This is a genomic window from Fortiea contorta PCC 7126, assembly GCF_000332295.1.
Taxonomy (GTDB): Bacteria; Cyanobacteriota; Cyanobacteriia; order Cyanobacteriales; family Nostocaceae; genus Fortiea; species Fortiea contorta.
Genome location: NZ_KB235930.1, coordinates 1,539,232 through 1,557,000, shown reverse-complemented (window position 1 = coordinate 1,557,000; position 17,769 = coordinate 1,539,232). Strand labels below are relative to the sequence as shown.

Genomic DNA, 17,769 nt, shown 5'->3' with positions numbered 1-17,769 from the left:
ACTGCTTTAGCTTATGCTACCAGTTATTTATACCGATGAATTTCTCGAACACAAAACGGGAAAATACCATCCAGAGAGGCCAGAACGATTAAGTGCGATCGCTCACGCACTCAAATCATCTACATTTGCAGAAAAAATTACTTGGCTCTCACCCACACCAGTATCTGAAAACCCCTCTCTCATCCCGTTTTTAGAAACAGTCCACACCCCAGCTTACATTCAAAAAGTTCGAGAAATCGCCGCTACTGGTGGCGGTTATTTAGATGGCGATACACCCGTATCTCCCCGCAGTTATGATGTAGCATTATTAGCAGTAAACGCTTGGCTGGATGGAGTTGATAACGTGCTGTCCAGCCAGAATCCGGCTTTTGTTTTAGCTCGTCCACCGGGACATCACGCCGAAAGCGACGCAGGGATGGGCTTTTGCTTATTTTCCAATGCGGCGATCGCTGCTATTTACGCCCTCAAACAACCCGGAATTGACCGTGTAGCAATTTTAGATTGGGATGTGCATCATGGCAACGGTACACAGGCGATCGTGGAAAATCACCCTCAAATTGCTTACTGTTCTCTCCATCAATACCCATGCTATCCCGGTACTGGTAGGGCTGTAGAGCGCGGCTTTTATGATAATGTTTTAAATTTGCCCGTGCCACCGGGTAGTAATATGAGTGTGTATCAACCACTATTTAGTGAAAATATAGTTCCTTTTTTAGCCAATTTTCAAGCTGATTTACTAATTATCAGCGCTGGGTATGATGCTAATGCTGACGACCCTCTAGCCAGCATCAATTTACAACCACAAGATTATGGTTTATTCAGCAATTATTGTTTAGGTATTACTAGAAAAATAGTTTTTGGTTTAGAGGGTGGCTACGATTTATCATCACTAGCAGCCTCAGTTATGGCTACTATCGAATGCTGTTTAGTTTGAGATTTGCCAGATTTTAATAATATTATCCGCACTTCCACCACTAGCGATCATTTTGCCATTAGGACTACTAGCAACAGCATAAATATAGCCTGAACCAGTCTTCAGAGTGCGAATTTCTTTTCCTGTTTCTAAATTCCACAATTTCACAGTGTTGTCGCTACTACCGCTAGCTAAATTGGCAACAGTTTGATTTTTTTGGTTGATTGATTTTGGTAAATAAACAATAGAATTAACTTTATCTGTATGCCCTGTCAACGTGCGAATTGCTTCCCCCGTTACTAAATTCCACAATTTGATAGTTTTGTCCTTACTACCACTAGCCAAACTGACACCATCGGGACTGAAAGCCACAGCCTGAACTAATTGAGAATGTCCCTCAAAGGTGCGAATTTCCTTTTCTGTCGTTAAGTTCCACAGTTTAATTTTTTTATCCCAACCACCACTAGCCAAAGTCTGACCATCAGGAGAAAAAGCCACACTCGCAACTGCTTGAGAGTGACCAGATAAAGTGTGAATTTCTTTTCCTGTTGCTACATTCCACAATTTAATTTTCTGATCTAAACTACCACTGGCGAGAATTTTCCCATCAGGACTAAAAGCGACAGATGTGATCCCGTCACCGTTACCCGCCAAAGTACGAATTTCTTTACCGCTCGACACATTCCACAACTTAATCGTCTTGTCAGCACTCCCACTCGCCAAAGTCTGACCATCGGGAGAAAAAGCCACAGTCCAAATCCATTGAGAGTGACCTTTCAAAGTCCGAATTTCTTGATTATTTGCCAAATTCCACAGCTTAATTGTCTTGTCGTCACTACCGCTAGCCAAGGTGACACCATCGGGCGCAAAAGCTACGGAATTCACATCACTGGCGTGACCTTTGAGGGTGCTTGGCGCTTGAGAGACTTTGTTTACAGGTTGATGGGAGCTAAATACACGAGCTTGTAAATACCAAACTCCTCCTAATCCCAACAACAAAATCGCCGCGTACACCAACAGCCGATTTACCCTTTGAGTAGTTGATGAAACTGTGAGTAAAGTTGCAGGTGCAGAAGTGAATGATGGTTCATTTGTCAAGTCTTTGAGCACTTCATCAGCAGATTGATAACGCTGTTGAATATCTGTTTGCAAGAGATTATCTAGAACCTCGCTCAAATATCCAGACAGAGGAACCTTAACACTCCCAGAATTAGATAGATGTCGTCGCCAAGAAGAAACCCAGCTATAACCATGTTCCATCCACAATTGAGATGGACGAACCCCCGTCAGTAGATGAAAGCAAGTGGTACCCAAACTGAACAAATCGCTGGCTGGATAAGCTTCACCATTGTGCATCTGTTCCATGGGGGTGTAACCGTGGGAGCCGATAGTTGTGCCGATTTGAGTCTGTACCGTTACTGTCAATTGCTTTGACGAACCGAAGTCAATCAAGACCAATCGTCCATCCCGCTGACGACGGATAATATTCTGTGGCTTGATATCTCGATGAATGATACCGCGATCGTGGATAAACTTCAGCACAGGAAGCAAATCGAGTAGCAATTGGAGAATTTTACTTTCGTTGTAGGTTATCCCTTGTTGTAATTCCTGTGATAAATTCTGCCCATCAATAAACTGCTGCACCAAAAACAGGTAGTTATTTTGTTCAAAATAAGCCAATAGTGCGGGTATTTGGTCATGTTCGCCCAATTTTTGCAGTTGTTTAGCTTCTTCTTTAAATAGCTCTACTGCCTTTTTTAAAGCGGAACTTTCCTGAAATTTTGGCGCGAATTGCTTGACCACACACCATTCATTGAGCTTATCGACATCTTCCGCTAGATAGGTTCTACCAAATCCACCTTCGTCAGATAGTACCTTAATCACGCGATAACGACCCCTAAGTAATGGTATTAGTGGTGTATTACAACTTTGACAATACTGGTGACTATCATGATTGTGCGGATTTGGGCAATCGGGATTCAGGCAGCAGCGCATACTGGGAATCCTTTTGCTGTTTGAGTACATATTAATGCACGACATATCATATAGCAATTCGCTTTGATTTGGAGAATTTACTTGTGTGGGTAGGGAACGCTTAATAGAAAATAGAAAATAGCAGATAGATGCGTAGTCAGTGCTGTTGAAAAATCAAATCAGGACTTTAGTCCTTACCACAAACCCTAAACATCAAAAATCAAAACCAACTGCAATCAAGAGGAGTGAAATCAGAGTGAAAACTAACAAAAAATCTCGGAGCACATTTGCATTAGCCATGATTTTTTCTGTGAGCACTGGTTTGTTATTAGCAGATAATCTTGTACCTATTAATGCTTTAGAAGTTCCCGAATTTAGAGGAAAATTCACAATTGCTAAAACACCAGATGAGAGACAACCAGAAGCAGTCAAGCAAGGAATTGAAAAAATCCCCGCAGCTCAACCACCCGTAGCTACACAACCTAAACAACAGATTGATTCACCTCTACCAGCTAAAACATCACCCAATACCATAAATTCTGCTCCTGCTCCCCAGCCGAGGAATAATAATAGTAGTTCTAGACCATCTAAACCTGAAAATTCTGACCCTACCCCCAAACCAGCAGGAGGTAGCGTCGCACCTAAACCGACTAGACCTAAAGATTCTAATCCCAATCCACGCAGTGCGAGCGGGAGCTCTAACCCACCCCAGTCTAGAGGGCGTCAACCAGCTTCCCATTCTCGCAGCAATAATTCAACTTCTGAAAGTTCAGTTATTTCTCTCCCTAAAACTCCTAATTACAAAGAAATTAATTTTGTAGATATCGCCTTCGATATTCTAGCGAAGGGTGATTTTCAATCTCAAGGCAGATATTTTCATTTTTATAAATTTTCAGGGCAAGCAAACCAACTAATCCAGATTAGATTAATTGGCAGCGCCGATCAACGTCGCTCTAACAATCTCAGTCTCAACCCCTTTATGTTTCTTCTCGACCCCGATAACCAAGTGATTGTCAAACGAGGTAGCGACGCAGCGAGCAACGAAACTAAAGATGCATTTATTTATGTGCGACTACCTGCAAGTGGTACTTATACAATTGCAGTAACTAGTCGCAATCCTGGAGATACAGGTCGTTATAGCCTGGCTTTAAGGAATGATAGAGCCAGCTATAACATCGACGAATCGGCTGAGTTAAATGAGCAAAGTTTCACCCTCAAACAGAATCGCAGCCCCTACGAACTTTCTCAGTTTCAGGGGAAAAAAGACCAGCTCGTTAGCATTCGCGTAGATAGTTTGTGGGAAAACTTTTCTCCATACATCGTCTTGCTCGACTCTCAAGGAAACAGAATCGCTACAGATAACGCCCAGGATGGTAAGTATAGCGCCTTGATCGACCGTGCCAAATTGCCCAAAGACGATACTTACTACGTAGTGGTGATTTCCGCTAACCCACAGGAACGGGGAAGATATCGTTTAACAATTTTCTAAGTACGCCGGATTTTTGTCAAGTTTCCAGCAATACTTTTTCAAAACCTAATCTACGGAAGCAATCCGGGAACCCAACCAGCCAGCTAAATTATCTCTTTGCACCAAATCAGGATTTGGTATTGAAATCACTTGATATTTGCTAGGAACTGAGGGAGCGAGAGTCACACTCAAAGAACGGAGTAAATCATGGTGAAAAACCGTAACCTGGATTGTATCATTTGGCTGGTAATCTTTGAGGCGATCGCCTAATCCCCCACCCATTACCTTCATCCCATTAATCGCCAACAACTCATCACCTGCATCAATTCCTGCTAATTGTGCAGGTGAGCCGACCTCGACAAATTTAATCATCTCCCGTCCATTTTCATTATTTACCCTGACACCTAAATAAGGTTCTTCTGCCGATTCTGCTACCAATTGCAAACCAAAAGGTGCTAAATATTCATTAAAGGGTAATTCTTCTGTGCCATCAATATAGCGTTTAAAGAAATCTGTCAAATCTCTCTCAGCTACCGATGCAATTACTGACTGCAATTGTTCTGGTGTATAGCCAATTTCATCTACACCGAATTGTTGCCACATTTTCCGCATCACATCATCTAAGGAGCGGCGATTTTGGGACTCGGAACGAATTAACAAATCTAGGAACAAAGAAACTATTGCTCCTTTTAAATAATAGGAAATTTGCGAATTAGCACTATTTGCATCTGGGCGATAAAGCTTAATCCAAGTATCAAAACTTGATTCCGAAAGTGATTGCACTTTCCGCCCTGGTGTGGTGAGAAATTTAGTAATTTCCTGGCTCAAATGATTTAAAAACGACTTTACATCATAAATTCCTGCCCACAAAGGAATCAATAAGTCGTAATAACTCGTAGTCCCCTCACAAAACCACAGAGAAGGTGTATAGTTCTCCTGATCATAATCAAAAACTTCCAAAGCTTGGGGACGAATCCGCTTGACATTCCACAAGTGAAAGAATTCATGGGCGACCAATTGTAGAAAGCGATCGCATTTTTCTCGATTGCGAAACCCAAAACGATGATAAATCAATGAGCAAGATGTTTTATGCTCCAAACCACCATAGGCTTGGTGAAATAAATGTAAGATAAACACGTACCTTTCATAAGGCAAGCCACCAAACATCTGTGCTTCCACATGGATAATCTTTTCAATATCCGCAATCATTTCCTGTGGCTGGAAATTTCCTCCCCCCCAGATTGCTAATTCATGAGATTTACCCAAAACTTCAAACTGATACAACTGGTGAGTACCAATTTCAAACGGGCTGTCAACCAGAGTATCAAAATCTGCCGCATAAAAAGTATTAGCTAGCTCCGGGTCTGATGGTAAAGGCGTAGTTACTAACCATTCTGGACGCGCTGGTGTAATCGTCACCCGAATTGGTTGCTGTTCCCATCCCAGTAGCCGAAAAAATATCGCCGCCCCATTAAAATAACCGTGGGTAGAATCTAAATGATTTGTTCTGACTGATAGTTCATTAGCAAAAATTCGGTAGTGTACAGTTAATTGAGTAACATTACCTGTTTCTACCTGCCAATGATTTTTACTAATTTTTCGCCAAGATAACGGTTTATCTGCGGCAAAAACGGCGAAATCTTGCAAATTTTTCGCATATTCTCGCACCAAATAAGAGCCAGGCGTCCACACCGGCAGTTTTAAATCCAAAATTGGCAATTGATAATCTACAATCTGCAAAGTCACCTCAAACAGATGGGTTTCTGGTTGAGGCATAGCCACGAGATAATGGATAGTTGGCAAGTTTTCGTGAGGGCGGTTTTGCCAACGCAATGCGGTTGCTTCAGTCATCTTGAGTACTGAGTCCTGAATTCTGAGTTCTGAGTTATTAGAATATAGTCAGGAGTTAAAGGTCAGGAGTCAAGAGTCAACTGAGGTATAAAGACTGTCGGCTATCAGCTAAAATACCCCAACCACAAGGTAATTAGGTTTTTTATCCCATCCTGTGCCAAAATTTCTTAGACTTTGCCAGCTAAATTCACCAATTGTGGAAAATTGAGCAGATAAATCGCGTTGTTAATTGTGTCGATTTTAATCCAACCTTTCTCATGGAGCTTTTCCATAATTTTAGCGGCTTCGTCCACACTAATATCTGCCACCTGCGCTAGATCTTTATGGGAAAGGTTAAAAATTTCTCTGTCTTTGTCTGATTTGTGACTATAGTTTTCGCTTAAACTAACTAGAATTTGCGCTAGTTTCACCGCTGGTGGTGCAGACCGCATTTGTAATCGCAAATTAATTTGCCGTAAACGTCGCACCATCAGTTGTAACATTCGGTGATGTAAATGCGGGTCTTTAAATAAAATTTGAATAAACCGTTCTCTGGAAATGCTTAATAATTTCACAGGTGACAGAGCAATGACATCGGTGGAGCGCGGAGATTCATCGAGAATGGCCATTTCGCCAAAAAAATCACCCCGCCCTAATATCGCCAAAGCCACAGAATCGCTTCCAGAGTTAAGTCTAACTTTGACCCAACCGGAAACAACGAAGTAAACCGCATTACCCCAAGCATCTTCCATTAAAACGGCTCTCTCAGGCGGGTATTCGTGGTCAGTGGCTACGTTGAGTAGCCATTCCAGACTTTGTGGATTGGCTGTACTCAGTAAGGGAAAAAGTTCGCTAAAAACCTCTGTTTGCATGAAATATGTACAAAAAAGCAGTTTAAAAATAGTAATTTTTGACTAATTATCAAAGCCAAAATGTTGTAATTTTAGCTTTAAATTTCCAGAATTTGTTGTCTGGATTTACACTACAACATAACAATTAGGTCTGTGATCGCAATCAGCGGTTTTACTGAATTAAATATGTGGACGCAAATCAAGCTAACTAAGGGATAGCGTTATTTTTTATTTGTGACAATTGCAGGTATATTTACCTTTCAGGATAGAGTTTGGTTGATGTTTGCTAACTGATTTATAAATTATTTAATTGTGTCGTCCGGTTGGTTAATTGCAGCCATAGTTTTGATTTGTTGGTCTATGTTAGCCATGAGTTTGTTCAGAGTCAGCAAAGCATTTAACTGGTCAGATTGCAGACTGGAATTGACAACCAGTCGTTGTTGCAATTCGTGCAACTTTAAGTTTAGTTGTTGAGCAATGCTTAAGGTGTCACGACTCACATGACCCAATTGCTGTTGTTGATAAAATTTTAGTGCTGCTCCTCGCAATACTTGTAGTGTAGCTTCTTCGCCATAAATTCCTGGCATCACTCGCAGGCGTAATAATAACCGTTTTTGTTGATGTAAACATTCTTTTTCTATTTGTTTTGGCTCGGTAATTGTGGTGATGGGTAAGCCTGCAAATCGCTTTAATTCATTCAGCACTCCTTGCAGAACAGAAAGGGGCAAATTTTCAATGACAGATTGTAAAACTCCATTGTCGCTCCAAAGTATTTTGCCTTGATAAGGCTGTCTTTCTAAATACAGGCGACCAATTCCTCCAGCCAGTACCCGTCCTAATAGTTCTTCTAATAATCTTTTTGGTGGTAATTTTGGTAATAATTCAATAGGACTTAATATCTCTGGGATTTGCACTGACAAAGCGGTTGAATTTTGCCGTAGCTGGGCTGGTTCGGTTTTTGCTTCTTTATTTTTGCTAAAGGTACTGATGAGGGTGGTAGTTTCAGATAAGTTTTCTGCTTGTGAATAGGAATTTGGTAATATTTCTTGATGATTTGTAATAATTTCCCAGTTGTTTTTGGTAACAGTTGTGCTGTTGTGGCTCAATTCTTCTGTTAGCTGCTGTGCTGGTTTGGCTTGTGAGGGGGATGTATTTTTGTGGTTTAAGTAAGCTGAGAGTATGGTGTGGTGGAGGTCAGCGGCGATTGGCTCTACAACCATCGTGCAATGAATAGAGGACAAAATCCGATTCGCATAGTCTAGGGCTTCGCTCTCTTGTGGTGAGACCATACCCAGCAACAGCTTGTTGTCCCCTAGTTTGAGGGGCAAAATTTGGTGATATAAGCAAGCTTCAAAGGATAAGAGGCTATCAATTAGAGAGTATATCTGGTGGCGATCGCTTAGTAAATCCTTTTGCTCAGGAGTGGGCGCTGATGTTGGCTGTCCCATCGCTGCGGTGTTGGTGAATTTGCCCTCAGAAGACGACATAGATTTGATTGCCAAATATTTGCTTCTCTACTATTTTGGCTCTAAGTTAGTTGGGAGTAAATAAAAATACTTTAATTACAGATGCCAGCTATTTGTCAATCGCCAGATTATGGATGCTGTATCCCTACTAAATCTTGCTAAGTTTGATATTAGTACTGTGTCTCTCAAAGGTGAATCGCTCGTAGTCAGGACTAAAGTCGGTAGATTTTTAGACACTCCAGTGCTGACTACAAACTCATCTTGATTGAGTTAGTGTTGAGTTCTTAAGGCTTGGGCTGCGAGGTAGACTTTTGTCCATTCGCCCATCACTTGATGGGTTTTGAGTTTTAACTGTTGGGCGATCGCTTCTATGGAGTTACCGGCTTTTTGCAAATCTAGGACTTGTCGCCCGGTTTGAGTCAATTGTGTATAAAGTTGTTGCCATTGGTTTGGTGTCAGTCCTAGGTTATGCTCTTTGAGGGAAATTGAGAGCCAGTTATCGACTAATTCTGGTTGATCTTTGAGGGCAAATACACGCACTGCATGGTAACTAATTTTTTCTCGCAGACGGTATATTTCCTTAATTGGTTTGTTGAGTTTTCTCGCAATCTCGTCTTGGGTTTTACCTTGCAGATAGAGTTGTAACCATTGCACGGCTTCTGCATCGAGATTTTCTTGTAAATAATTTTCAAATTCTTTTTGCACTCCCTGACGCAGTGCTTGTTGTTCTTCTAGTTGTTGCGCTTGTTGATATTCGGCGATCGCTTGAGTATCTACTAAATTTACCCGGTTGTCGTTATCATCTGTAAGAATTTCTTCGGAAACTAGCCTAATCAAGTCGCTACCTGGTACTTGGGTCAAGCCACCGCGCTGGGTACGTCGCAGGTAGTTGACGAAGCGATAGGCCAGTAGGGGTTGATTACGCACTGGTCGTAGAGCATATTCCTCTATACTGGCGAACAGCAGGGTATCTCTTAGTCGCTTGTCCGTTGTGATTTCGCCAATCCGCGCCATTTGATCTTGAATGTAGCTATCACCTTGTAATAATTCTTGAATTACCTCTTGTAACACATCAACAACACTACGCTGGCGATCGCGGCTCAGTGATACCCAAGTCTGAATTTTATTCCGCAACGTTACCAAACTCGCCAGCCGCGTAATTAAGTTACGATAAGCGCGTTCTCTAGACATCCCCAAGTAACGCTGTAGTAATATCCGATAGCGGTATTCCATTGCTTGCTTGGCGATCTCTAATTCTTTGGGGTTGAGCAGATTAAACCGCTGATGGTCACGCCCCAGAAGCCAGAGAACTATACTTTCTCTCATAGCTGCACTCTGTTCTGGACATTCTGCCGCTAAACGTTTTTGCCAATTTTGCGCTAGGTTTTCTCCTTCTGTTACCATAGCGAGATTGCGCTCCTCAAAACCCTGTTCTAAAGTTTGCATCACAACCCCCATTTGTCGCACTTAATGTTTTAGCTGGTAGTTGCCCCTCTTTTCATCTTCTGCCAGAAGACATCTCAACGATTCCACTTTTATTACGTCTAGATTGACTAACTTTATGCAGGAATTTACCTATTGTGACGATAAGTTTCCTCTCTAACTCCTGGAAATGCTTCTTGCTATGGTTTTCGGAAATCATGCAAATTCTGAAGTTTTGTAACTTTACACATTGGCCCTCGCAGAAACTAATCTGCTGGCGGCAAATAAGCAAACTCTATTAGTGTAGAGGGTTTGAGAAAAACTGATATTCTGTTCCTGATTTTAGAGGAGCTATGATGATTCACTCCTATCAAGACGTAGTTTTACAGACATAAGTTTCACTCTCATGTAATTTTTTCGGTATAAATCCGTAAATTTGATCAGTTTTCGTTCCTAACCTTGTGTCTTGTCTGAATCCAAGGCAGGGTACAGGTTGTTATTATGTATCGAATCGTGGGAAATTTGAAAGTACCCATGGGGGTGATATTTTTACTTAACTTTTATTTTAAGTTCCGGTAATAACTAATACTATATTTTAGCTGCTCTCAATTGTGTTCGCAGACATTAGGGTAATTGCAAAGATCATACTCATGGAAAAATAAGCCACAGATTAGTATGGTAGAACACCCTTAGCTATCTGTATTGCATATAACTTCAAAGCTGTGGTTTTTACTGCTCTGACTTTTCTGTGGTCTAATTTTCGCCAGTGTCTATTTTGCAGATCGGTCTTTACAGCCGTATAGCTTTTGTGCTATCTCCCATTGCCAGGTCTGACTATGGGGTTTTCTACAGATTCTCGATATTGTTGAACGGCGTCTGTGTACGCAATTGGTAGCACCGCTTCGACGTTTTCATGGGGACGAGGAATAATCACCCAGGATTCTAGAGTACCGCCATAGACATTTTCTGCGGCTTCCACACCCGCAGCCATAGCAGTTTTCACCTCAGAAACGTCTCCGCGAATGTTGACTGTAAACCGAGCACTACCCACCCGAATATAGCCAACTAAAGTAACTCGACCAGCTTTGACCATTGCATCTGCTGCTGCTAATACAGCAGGAAAACCCTTGGTTTCCAGTGCTCCAACTGCCTGTAGTGACATTAAAAATCTCCTGTATGAATAAACCTATGTGGCGCCGTGAATATAATTGTACGCAGCTTCGCTACAGATTTTCCTGGCGAATTTTTCTAGAACATTCGGAAGGGTTCCGATTTGGCTGTGAAGTGGATGGGTAGGATCGTCTCCACATTTTCTGGGGGATTAGGAACTATGTAATGGGTGATGACTGTACCAGTCTTAACTTCCTCTCCTGCGGCAATTCCTGCCTCAACTGCTGTTTTGACTTCCGCAACTTGTCCCCGAACAGCGACTAGCAAGCGAGCACTTTCAGCTTGACCATAATACACTAATGTGACTGCGGCAGCTTTTACCATTGCATCTGCTGCAGCTAACACGGAAGGAAAACCTAATGTTTCAATTACGCCCACCGCCATTGGCATGGCTTAACTCTCCTGAATTAAGGATAAGTAATATCAATTGTACGAGGGTTTAGTCCCAATTTTGACATTTTATGCAACTTTGTGGAACTTCAGGTATTTTTGTCAAAATTTTTTTGCTAGTTAGCTAGGAATGATGTAGGGAATTATCGGCGATCGCTGGGCAACATTGCAAAAAACAACAAAACATCAACTTTGGTAAATAATGCTTTGTGACTAGCGATCAAACTGCTAACTTAGAAGAGTAAGACACCAACAAATCATCAAACAAAACTTAATGGGTAAATGACTCGGTGTCACCCGTCATCAACCCAAGTAAATATCAGCATCATAATTTGAAAGTGGCAAAATCTTGGTAGATAAAGATCAAGCCAAATCCCAAAGCGGAGAAACTAAGAAATGCTGAGTTTACTAGTTGCTATGTCCACCCTAGTTGTTTATTAACCAGTTTAAAAACTTGAAACCTGCGAACTTGAGCGAACCTGGTCACTAATGACCAGGTTTTTGGCGTTAATAGTAGTTTTTCAACTATATTAAACCTCTTGCAAAAGTAACTTTTTTACTCTCTGTTCCCTGTTCACTGTTCCTTGTTAAGAGTTCCCGACTTCTGCAAGAAGTCTATTGATGTAGTTATGGGTTAACAAATGCTATAAAAATCAAACAACTGCATATTTGACGGGAAAACTTTAATGGTAGATGATAAATTTTGGTCGAAAATTATTTTGGCTACGCTCATATCAATAATTTCTGTTGCTTGTGATGCAAAGGCGATCATAAATAGCCAGCCAACAAATGTAAGGGTTAACTTGGATAAACCTGCAATAGGTACAGAGATTATTAGTGAGCAAATAGAGCAAGAAGCTAAAAAAACCACCTTTGGTGTTAATCAAAATTAAAACCTAGTTATCTTAATTCGTAATTAAAAAATCCAGGCTATCTTGGTGTTTTCTACTTTTCTCTATTACCTATTGCTGATTAAACCTCTTGCAAAAGTACCTTTTCTACTCTCTGTTCCCTGTTCCCTGTTCCCTGTTCCCTGTTTCCTTTCATTGTTTAATCGACAACACCCAGTCGCGTAAAAGAGAGTTTACCTGCTGCGGTACTTCATCGTGGGGACAGTGACCCGCTGTGAGAAAATATTCTGTTAATTGCGGATAATATTGACGAAACTTTTGGGAGCGTTCTCGACAATTCATCCAGGGGTCGGCTTCTCCCCACAATAGCAATAAATCACAAGTTAATTGCTGTAATAACAAATCAACTTTCTCGCCTTGGGGAGTGCTAAAAACTGAAACAAATACGTCTAAAGCACCAATATCATCAGCAGGGCGGTGAATTTCTTCTACTAATTGATCTGTAATTGCACTTTGATCAAGATAAACTTTTTCTAATGTTTGGCGAATTACCCAACGTTGTCGCACATATTGAAATAGCAAAAATTGGGCTAAAGGTTGTTGAAACATCCATTTAACACTATTACCCAAGAGTTTTTGCAAGCTAGAAGTTTCTTTAGGTGGCTGAATTTGTGATTGTAAAGCTTCAGGCTCTGCTGTGGATGGTTGAGTGCTAAAAGGGCCAGCGCTGTTGAGCAAGACTAAACCAGTCGCACTGTCAGGATATTGCGCTGCGACACATAAACAAGCATAGCCACCGAGAGAGTTACCCGCCAAGACTGTTTTTTGACCAATGACTTCACTGATAAAATCGTGGAGTTGGTCACGCCACAGATCACCACTATATTGCAACTTGGGTTTGGCAGAGCGTCCAAATCCTAATAAATCGATCGCAAATACTTCAAAATCCTGATACAGTCCTGTGATATTCTTGCGCCAGTGGTCTGTGGAAGCCCCAAAACCATGCACTAACAACAAAGGTGGGCGTTGTAATTGTTTCTCTCCCGCTCGGACATAATAAACATTGTGCCCTCGCCACTGCCAATATTGACCAGGAATTGGGGCTGTAGAAGAAGCGGTAGTTACCTGCATAATCTAAAGAAATGTTAAGTAGCCGTTAATAATTGTAGCGACTGCGGAGATGGAGAGAAATCACAAATAACCAATAACCAATGACAAATGACAAACAATATTACAGGTAAAACTCAACTTTTAGGAGTGATTGGGTATCCGGTGGAACACTCTTTGTCGCCACTGATGCATAACGCCGCGATCGCCCAATTGGGATTAGACTATGTTTATCTACCTTTGCCTATAGAACCACAGAATTTAGAAATAGCGATCGCTGGTTTTGCAGCTGTTGGAGTTGTGGGTTTTAGTGTGACAATTCCCCACAAACAAGCAATTATACCTCTACTCTCTGAAATTTCTCCACTGGCTACAGCCGTGGGTGCGGTGAACACCGTCACGCGCCAAAATCAGCGCTGGGTAGGGACAAATACCGATGTGGAAGGATTTATCGCACCTCTGCAAACAACTTATCACCAAGATTGGCGTCAGCAGATAGCTGTAATTTTAGGTAATGGTGGCGCAGCTAGAGCGGTTGTCGCAGGTTGTCAGCAACTGGGTTTCGCTGAAATTCATGTTGTGGGGCGCAATCAGGAAAAATTAACAGCATTTTACAATAGTTGGCGCAATTCGTCCATAATTGAGAATTTGCAAGTTCATCCTTGGGAAAAATTGACAAAATTGATTCCCCAAGCAAACTTATTAGTTAACACCACCCCAATTGGGATGTATCCCCACATTGATAATTCGCCCTTGAGTAGAGAAGAGATGGCGGGCTTATCAGCAAATGCGATCGCCTACGATCTAATATACATTCCTCAGCCCACACAATTTCTTCAACAAGCCCAAAAGCAAGGTGCAATTATCATTGATGGGTTAGAAATGCTCGTCCAACAAGGAGTAGCAGCTTTAAAAATCTGGTTACAAACAGAATCAGTTCCTGTAGATGTGATGCGTCAAGCATTGCGAAAACATCTAGGTTTAAACTAAAAATAAAAAACTCCATCCAATTTTAGGATGGAGTTTTTATGAGCAAAACATGACTATTAATTTAGCGACGGAATCTATTAGGATCGAGTCGGGGATTATTACTATTATTGGTATTTTTAGCACCACTGCTAGAAGTATTACCGCGAGAGCGAATCGCTACCCCGTTTTTTAATCCGCTACCATTACCACCATCTTTGGGGTCGAGAAAAGGTTGCAGATTTAGTCCGCGTCGAGATGAACTTACCTGATTATTACCACCACCTAAAAGTGTGCGACCTAAATTATATAAATCATTGTTCCCTCTACCACGATTTGCATAGGTATTAACCGCTAAAGTTTGTTGTCCACTATCAGCAGTCATCAAGTTTTGGAAAACACTATTGCGGACAGTAAAAGGATCTCTACCACGTGGTACTGTTAACACAATTCGACAAGTAGGATTAGCTTCGGTGGTAACGCAAATTGTATTTTCGTTATTTTCCACCGCTGTTTGTAATTCTTGTAACCCATCTGGGCGATAGGTTTCTAAACGATTAGCAATGGTTTGACAGCGTAGTTGTGAATTCCAACCCCCACCCAAAGACGCTGGTGTCGCCCAAGCAAAATATTGTCCTGGTTGACTTTGTGGTTGATACATAATGGTATACTGACCATTGTTAGTTTGGCAGGAAAACCGAGCCACACCGTCAACGGGAGTAGAAGTGGGAATACCGCCAGTGGAAGTGTCTATGGGAACTGATGACCCATTGGGGGGAAACGACGAACCACCTGTTGAATCTGTGGGAACGACAACTTGAGCAAACGCTATAGAATTACCTAAAAGCAAAGATAAACCCAAACTGCCAACAAATGCAAAGCACAGCAGTTTTGATGACATAATCATCCTCCAGTAGAAAAAAGCGAAAATATTGTTAGTTCAATTGACGCAAGTTTCGCTTTTTAGTTCATCAAGAACGCTGCTTTTTTTCGTCTTGTTCTTTTTTGTCTTTGAGTAACTGTTTGACTGTAGCTTTAATTTCTGCATGGCGTGCTACTCCCTCATAAGCGTAGCGGTTATAACTACTACGAGAAATCAAATCTTCTAAAGAATTAACTCTTTCATTACCCCCTGGGTGCGATGACAACCAACTGGGAGGTGCATTTTTTTGTTGTTTTTCTAATGTCGCCATCAAATTACGCAAACCATCTGCAGCATAGCCACCAGCGACAATCAACCGTGTGCCTAAAGTATCAGCTTGACGTTCCATATCACGGCTATAACTCAAGGCAAAAAGTTGACCAATAGTACCGCCAAAAGGGAGATACTGAGTAACATTAGCGATTAAATTCCCTTGAGTAACTAATTGAAAACCGTGGGATAAAACCACATGAGATAGTTCATGACCGATTAATCCAGCTAACTCAGCTTCAGAATTAGTTTTAGCGATCGCACCTGCATTAATAAATATTTTCCCACCAGGCAGCGCAAAAGCGTTAAGTTCTGGTTGGGGAATCACGAAAAATTCATACTTAAACTCATTCCTTCCCGCTACTTTTGCCAACTTCTGTCCAATTTCGTTCACATAAGCTAAAACAGTTTCGTCTTTCACCACATCTAACTGTTTTTTCGCTTGATTCGCCACCGATTCGCCAATAGATTCTTCACCTTGCAACAATAATATGGTAGAATCTACTGCTGACAATGGCCCTAATAAACTACCAGTCACCGCATAACCCACCGCACCTGTGATCATATTAGCGATCGCATTACCCCGTATCTCTTCTTGGATATAAGCTTTGTAACGATTGAGATTAACTTCAGCTAACTGAGAAAACTCAGGCGCTTGGGGATTTTGGGGATTGAGAATCGCAAATTGACGCGCTGCTAAAGAAGCTTCCATCCATTTTTTCGACTCTCCCAAAGCGGTAATTCTAGCTTTAATCAAATCTGGCTGGTCTGGATACAGCGAAGATGCGCGTTCTAATACATCTAATGATTCCTTAGTGCGATCGTACTTCTTCAGCGCCTCAGCAAAGCGGATATGTCCAGGAATAAACTCTGGATACTGTTCCACCAACAATTGCAGAGGTACTAAAGTCTTGGTTTGTAAATTATTTGCTATTCCTCCCTCTGATTCTCGCCAGTATACCTTACCCCCTGGCGATAGTTGCGCCGGATCTGTGACAGCAAATTTACGCTCTTTCAATGTATTATGTTTAGCAAACGGCTCCTTCGCTTGGCGATAAATTTTTTCTGCCTCTGGTATCTGTCCCGCCAAATACAGCTTATCCGCTTGTATCAATTTTAACTGACGGATAATTTTTCCCGCACTCAGCATTGGTTCGGCTGCAGTTTCTGCAACGCTAGGAGAGGGTGGTGCTTCCGCTGGACTGGGTGTGGGTTGCGTCAGGATAATTAAAATTGATGTCCCGACTGACAACAAGATCCAATTACAGGTTAGTAACAGAGACTTCCAGGTTCGTTTCATACCGGGGTTTACTTATGCAAGAGGCTCTTTGTTTAGAGTATAAGGAATCAAGCAAATACGTATACAGCGACCGCTATATATTGTTGGTGATAAGCTTGACTTTGGTCACATAAGGTTTATCAGGATAATGACAATAAACAATTTTCAGACTCTTCACATCGCACAAACCATTGAACCATCGCCATTAAAAATTCCTAAGCAGGAACACGAAGGCGTAAACCTACTAGGTGCAAGTTGGGTTCCTTTCTGGCAAACCATAGTCTGGTTATTATTTTGGGTTTTTATCATCAAATATATTAATAAAAATTTTAGCCAACAAATTAGTAGTTTATTTAATGCTTTTATTACCAGAATTCAAGACGGCTCTGCAATTAAATTAGGTAATTTTATGGAGCTAGATGTCCCGCCTGCTATCAAAAATCAGCAGGTAAGCACGGCAACTGCAGAAGGTGTGAGTGGTATTAAGATCCCTGAAAATATTAACGAAAAAGTTCTCAACTACCAAAAAAACTCTACAGGTATTTCTGAGAGTATCTATCTAATTCATTTAGCTGAAGTAATTGTATCTAGAACTCCAGACAAACCTGGACTTTATCGAGTTAAGATATGGCTAGAAGCCTATTCAGAAGATGATTTTAATAATTGCACTCGTGTTATTTATCGCTTGCATAACTCTTTTAAAAAACAAATTATTGCTACCGAGTCGCCTCAAAATCAGTTTGAATTGTGGTTGAATATTTGGGGAGAGTTCACAATAATTGCTTACGTGGAACGAAAAAATCAAGAAGCATTATGGCTGACACGCTATCTTGATTTACCAGGACGACCACCAGGATAGTTTTCTTCTGAATTATACAGATAAACCCACT

15 protein-coding genes are annotated in these 17,769 nt (G+C 41.3%); 5 read left to right on the top strand and 10 right to left on the bottom strand.

The features are described from left to right. Positions 1 to 13: 13 nt before the first annotated feature. Positions 14 to 934 (top strand): histone deacetylase family protein, encoded by a 921-nt coding sequence (locus MIC7126_RS0107470; protein WP_017652517.1) that lies wholly within the window; start codon positions 14 to 16, stop codon positions 932 to 934. On the opposite strand, the gene MIC7126_RS0107465 is transcribed toward MIC7126_RS0107470, so the two are convergent. Next, complete coding sequence (locus tag MIC7126_RS0107465) at positions 926 to 2,908, bottom strand: serine/threonine-protein kinase (RefSeq protein ID WP_026100101.1); 1,983 nt, start codon at positions 2,906 to 2,908, stop codon at positions 926 to 928. The two genes, MIC7126_RS0107470 and MIC7126_RS0107465, sit on opposite strands and share 9 nt — an antisense overlap. A 277-nt stretch (positions 2,909 to 3,185) precedes the next feature. Here MIC7126_RS0107465 and MIC7126_RS0107460 point away from each other — a divergent pair, with 277 nt between their 5' ends. Further along, a complete protein-coding gene (locus tag MIC7126_RS0107460) occupies positions 3,186 to 4,376 on the top strand; it encodes a PPC domain-containing protein (protein ID WP_051050427.1) in 1,191 nt (396 codons plus the stop codon). A 45-nt stretch (positions 4,377 to 4,421) separates the two neighbouring features. On the opposite strand, the gene MIC7126_RS0107455 is transcribed toward MIC7126_RS0107460, so the two are convergent. From MIC7126_RS0107455 to MIC7126_RS0107430, 6 genes are all read right to left on the bottom strand, one after another. Further along, positions 4,422 to 6,206: a M61 family metallopeptidase gene (locus MIC7126_RS0107455; protein ID WP_017652514.1), complete on the bottom strand. Its 1,785-nt coding sequence runs from the start codon at positions 6,204 to 6,206 to the stop codon at positions 4,422 to 4,424. Between the two features lie 167 nt (positions 6,207 to 6,373). Then, positions 6,374 to 7,057 (bottom strand): Crp/Fnr family transcriptional regulator, encoded by a 684-nt coding sequence (locus MIC7126_RS0107450; RefSeq protein WP_017652513.1) that lies wholly within the window; start codon positions 7,055 to 7,057, stop codon positions 6,374 to 6,376. 281 nt (positions 7,058 to 7,338) lie between these two features. After that, complete coding sequence (locus MIC7126_RS32520; RefSeq protein WP_017652512.1) at positions 7,339 to 8,523, bottom strand: ATPase, T2SS/T4P/T4SS family; 1,185 nt, start codon at positions 8,521 to 8,523, stop codon at positions 7,339 to 7,341. A 249-nt stretch (positions 8,524 to 8,772) separates the two neighbouring features. Next, a complete protein-coding gene (locus tag MIC7126_RS0107440) occupies positions 8,773 to 9,960 on the bottom strand; it encodes a HetZ-related protein 2 (RefSeq protein WP_017652511.1) in 1,188 nt (395 codons plus the stop codon). A 775-nt stretch (positions 9,961 to 10,735) separates the two neighbouring features. Further along, positions 10,736 to 11,086, bottom strand: a complete 351-nt coding sequence (locus tag MIC7126_RS0107435) for a carbon dioxide-concentrating mechanism protein CcmK (RefSeq protein ID WP_017652510.1) — start codon at positions 11,084 to 11,086, stop codon at positions 10,736 to 10,738. An 86-nt stretch (positions 11,087 to 11,172) separates the two neighbouring features. Further along, positions 11,173 to 11,484, bottom strand: a complete 312-nt coding sequence (locus tag MIC7126_RS0107430) for a BMC domain-containing protein (protein WP_017652509.1) — start codon at positions 11,482 to 11,484, stop codon at positions 11,173 to 11,175. A gap of 686 nt (positions 11,485 to 12,170) precedes the next feature. Between MIC7126_RS0107430 and MIC7126_RS31200 the strand changes: the two genes are divergently transcribed. Continuing rightward, the gene (locus MIC7126_RS31200) at positions 12,171 to 12,377 is read left to right on the top strand and encodes a hypothetical protein (protein WP_017652508.1); all 207 of its coding nucleotides are present in this window, start codon (positions 12,171 to 12,173) and stop codon (positions 12,375 to 12,377) included. A gap of 150 nt (positions 12,378 to 12,527) precedes the next feature. Here MIC7126_RS31200 and MIC7126_RS0107420 read toward each other — a convergent pair whose 3' ends face one another. Further along, on the bottom strand, positions 12,528 to 13,466 hold the full coding sequence (locus MIC7126_RS0107420; RefSeq protein WP_017652507.1) for an alpha/beta fold hydrolase: 939 nt from the start codon (positions 13,464 to 13,466) through the stop codon (positions 12,528 to 12,530). Positions 13,467 to 13,553: 87 nt separating this feature from the next. On the opposite strand from MIC7126_RS0107420, the gene MIC7126_RS0107415 reads away from it, so the two are divergent. Beyond that, positions 13,554 to 14,432, top strand: coding sequence for a shikimate dehydrogenase (locus MIC7126_RS0107415; RefSeq protein ID WP_017652506.1), 879 nt, complete (start codon positions 13,554 to 13,556; stop codon positions 14,430 to 14,432). Between the two features lie 61 nt (positions 14,433 to 14,493). Here the strand turns inward: MIC7126_RS0107415 and MIC7126_RS0107410 are convergent, their stop codons facing one another. Together MIC7126_RS0107410 and MIC7126_RS0107405 are read right to left on the bottom strand one after the other, a co-directional pair. Beyond that, positions 14,494 to 15,309, bottom strand: coding sequence for a COP23 domain-containing protein (locus tag MIC7126_RS0107410; protein WP_017652505.1), 816 nt, complete (start codon positions 15,307 to 15,309; stop codon positions 14,494 to 14,496). Positions 15,310 to 15,379: 70 nt separating this feature from the next. Beyond that, positions 15,380 to 16,900 (bottom strand): M48 family metallopeptidase, encoded by a 1,521-nt coding sequence (locus tag MIC7126_RS0107405; RefSeq protein WP_017652504.1) that lies wholly within the window; start codon positions 16,898 to 16,900, stop codon positions 15,380 to 15,382. Positions 16,901 to 17,027: 127 nt separating this feature from the next. Here MIC7126_RS0107405 and MIC7126_RS0107400 point away from each other — a divergent pair, with 127 nt between their 5' ends. Then, positions 17,028 to 17,738 (top strand): pYEATS domain-containing protein, encoded by a 711-nt coding sequence (locus MIC7126_RS0107400; protein WP_017652503.1) that lies wholly within the window; start codon positions 17,028 to 17,030, stop codon positions 17,736 to 17,738. Positions 17,739 to 17,769 lie beyond the last annotated feature (31 nt).